Here is a 3,063-nt window from a genome sequence, read left to right as displayed (position 1 = left end):
GACATAGGCAAACCAGCTCTCGATGCCGCCGCCGAAATAATCGCCGATATAGACCTCGGCGAGCTTCTCACTGGCGCCGATCAGCAGCCCGCCGACGATGGCGCCGAGGATGGAATCGAAGCCGCCGAGCACCAGCACCGGCAGCGCCTTGAGCACCACCAGCGACAGCGAGAACTGCACGCCGAGGCGTGCGCCCCAGAGCAGTCCCGCCACCAGGGCGACAAGGCCGGCGGCAGCCCACACGGTGGCCCAGATCAGCGGCAGCCTGAGACCGACCGCGAGGGCCGCGAACTGGTCGTCGGCAACGGCGCGGAAGGAGAGGCCGATGCGGGTGTAGCGGAAGAACAGCGACAGCAGGAGGACCATGCCGGCGGCAACCACCACGGCAAAAATGTCGAACTCGCTGATCAGCACGCCGCCGATTTCCAGCGGCACGTCCTCGATGCCGAGATCGAGGCCATGGACCTGCGTGCCCCAGATCAGCTGGGCGGCGCCCTCGATGATGTAGGACAGGCCGAGCGTCGCCATGAACAGTGTGATCGGCGGCTTGTTGGTCAGTGGCCGCAGCACCGTGCGCTCGATGGCGACACCCATCGCCACCATGATGGCGAAGGTGACCGCCAGCGCCAGCGCGAACGGAATACCGCGCTCGACGAGGCTGACGAAGGTGAGTGCCGCAAACAGCAGCATCGCGCCTTGCGCGAAATTGAGCACGCCCGAGGTCTTGTAGATGAGCACGAAGCCGATCGCGACAAGCGAATACATGACGCCTGAGAGCAGGCCGCCGACGAGCACTTCGATGAGGAATTGGTAGTCGAAATCGGCGATCATATGCCTGCCCCGTCCTCATTGTCCGAGGCGACGCCGAGATAGGCATCGATGACGCGTTGGTCGTTCCTAACTTCATCGGGCGTGGCGTCGGCGATCTTGCGGCCGTAGTCGAGAACGGCGATGCGATCGGACAGACCCATGACGACGCCGACATCGTGCTCGATCAACACCACGGTGGTGGCGAAACGATCGCGCGCGGCACGGACGAAAGACGCCATCTCGCTCTTTTCGCTCGCTGTCATGCCGGCCATCGGCTCGTCCAGCAAAAGCAGGCGCGGCTCGGCCACCAGCGCGCGGGCCAGTTCGACACGCTTCTGCAGCCCGTAAGGCAAGGTGCCGACAAGACGGTCGCGAATGGCGGTGAGATGGAGGAATTCAAGGATCTGTTCGGCACGGCTGCGTGAATCGCGCTGCTCGCCACGCGAGCGGCCGATGCCGAGCACCTGGCCGGCAAAGTTGGAGCGAACCTTGTAGGCAAGGCCAGAGGCGACATTGTCGAGGACGCTTAGGCCCTTGAACAGTGCGAGATTCTGGAAGGTTCTGGCGACGCCGAGATGGGCCAGCCGCTGCGTCGGGACCTGGGCATAGGAGGTACCGTCGAGCTGGACATGGCCGCGATCCGGCCGGTAGACGCCGCTGATGACGTTGATCAGCGAACTCTTGCCGGCGCCGTTCGGGCCGATGATGGCACGGATCTCGCCTTGGCGGACCGATAGGTCGATATCGGCCAGTGCCACGACGCCGCCAAAGGACAGGCTGATGCCCTGAAGCGAAAGCAACGCTGAGGCATGGCCGGCAACGGCCCCTGCCGACTTGGCGACATCTTCGAACGACTGCTCCGGCCGTGGACCTGACGGCAGGCCGCGCGCAAAGACCTCCGGTGCATAGGCGGAAGCCTCCATCACTCCGAGCGTATAACTGGGCAACGGCATTCCAATCGTCCTCGATTAGGCGCGCAAAGACCTATTGCCGCCCGACGGATCAGCGCGCCGGGCAAGCTCCATGTGTGCAGGCCGGCGCGTGTCCGGCGTGCCTATGGGGTGACTATTCCGCCGCCAGCGACGCCGCCGCCTCGGCGTCTTCCAGTTCGCGAACGAGCGGGATGACATGCTTGCCGAAATACTCGACCTCTTCCTGGAAGTGCAGGAAACCGAGCAGGATGAGATCCGCACCCGCGCGCTTCAGGTCGACGACGCGTTGAGCGACCTGCCTGGGGGTGCCGATCAGGTTCGAGCGGAAACCGTCATTGTACTGGACCAGATCGTCGAAGGACGATTTCGCCCAATTGCCCTCACCTTCCGGCGAGGCCTTGCCGGCATTCTTGACCTCATGGCCAAAAGCATTGACCGCGTCGGGATTGGCCTCGGCGATGATTTCGGCGAGCACCGCCCTGGCCTCGTCCTCGGTCTCGCGAACGACCGCGAAGGCGTTGACGCCAACTTTGACGGAATGGTTATTGGCCTTCGCCTTGACCCTGATATCATCGACCTGCTTGGCGATCTCGGCCGGCGTGTTGCCGTTGGTGAAGTACCAGTCCGAGACGCGCGATGCCATGTCGCGCGCGGCGCGCGACGAGCCGCCTTGGAAGATTTCGGGTACTTGCGGCGGTTTCGGCTTCAGAGAATACTCATTGAAGCGGTAGAAATCGCCACGGAAGGTGAAGCTGTCTTCAGTCCATATTCCGCGCAGCGCACGGATGAATTCCTCCGAGCGGCGATAGCGCTCGTCATGATCGAGCCAATGCTCGCCGATGGCATGGAACTCGCCACGGAACCAGCCGGAGACGAGGTTGATCGCGACGCGGCCGTTGGTCAGGTAGCTGATGGTGGCGATCTGCTTGGCCGCCAGCGCCGGGTTCCATGGTCCTGGCAGGATCGCCGCGATGACCTTGAGCGTCGTGGTCGCCGCCAGCAGATCATGGCTGAACGCCACCGATTCATGCTGTTCGTCGGCGCCGTAGCCGGCGGTGAAACGTATCTGGCTGAGCGCGTAATCGAAGCCGGCCTTCTCGGCGATCTGCGCCAGCTTGCGATTGTACTCGGCAGAATGGTTGGTGCGCTGCTCGATGTTGGAAATCACCAGGCCGCCCGAAACATTCGGCACCCAATAGGCGAATTTGATCGGATCGGCTTCTGCATGTGCCATGAACTGTCTCCCATTCAGGCCGTGTCGTTGATCGCTCCGGTCGCGCCGGCTCCGATATTTATTATGTTTATAGAATATATATACAAA

Annotated in this window: 3 protein-coding genes; all 3 read right to left on the bottom strand. The window is 62.8% G+C overall.

The genetic code is table 11. From position 1 onward, the window contains the following. A partial coding sequence (locus tag EN925_RS29895; protein ID WP_164894476.1) for a branched-chain amino acid ABC transporter permease occupies positions 1-831 on the bottom strand: 831 nt, incomplete at its 3' end. Then, positions 828-1,763, bottom strand: a complete 936-nt coding sequence (locus EN925_RS29890) for an ABC transporter ATP-binding protein (RefSeq protein ID WP_127384632.1) — start codon at positions 1,761-1,763, stop codon at positions 828-830. The genes EN925_RS29895 and EN925_RS29890, both read right to left, overlap by 4 nt. 112 nt (positions 1,764-1,875) lie before the next feature. Then, the gene (gene sfnG, locus EN925_RS29885) at positions 1,876-2,976 is read right to left on the bottom strand and encodes a dimethylsulfone monooxygenase SfnG (protein ID WP_013528160.1); all 1,101 of its coding nucleotides are present in this window, start codon (positions 2,974-2,976) and stop codon (positions 1,876-1,878) included. Positions 2,977-3,063: the final 87 nt, after the last annotated feature.

Origin of the sequence: Mesorhizobium sp. M7A.F.Ca.US.006.04.2.1 (assembly GCF_004022915.1) — a bacterium.
In the GTDB taxonomy this organism is placed as follows: Bacteria; Pseudomonadota; Alphaproteobacteria; order Rhizobiales; family Rhizobiaceae; genus Mesorhizobium; species Mesorhizobium ciceri.
Note: the sequence above shows the minus strand (reverse complement) of the source record. Positions and strands in the feature narration are given on the sequence as shown.

What these genes read in the sequence shown, in the direction of transcription:
- EN925_RS29890 (WP_127384632.1), bottom strand. Translation starts at nt 1,763, where the DNA reads ATGCCGTTGCCCAGTTATACGCTCGGAGTGATGGAGGCTTCCGCCTAT.
- sfnG (WP_013528160.1), bottom strand. Translation starts at nt 2,976, where the DNA reads ATGGCACATGCAGAAGCCGATCCGATCAAATTCGCCTATTGGGTGCCG.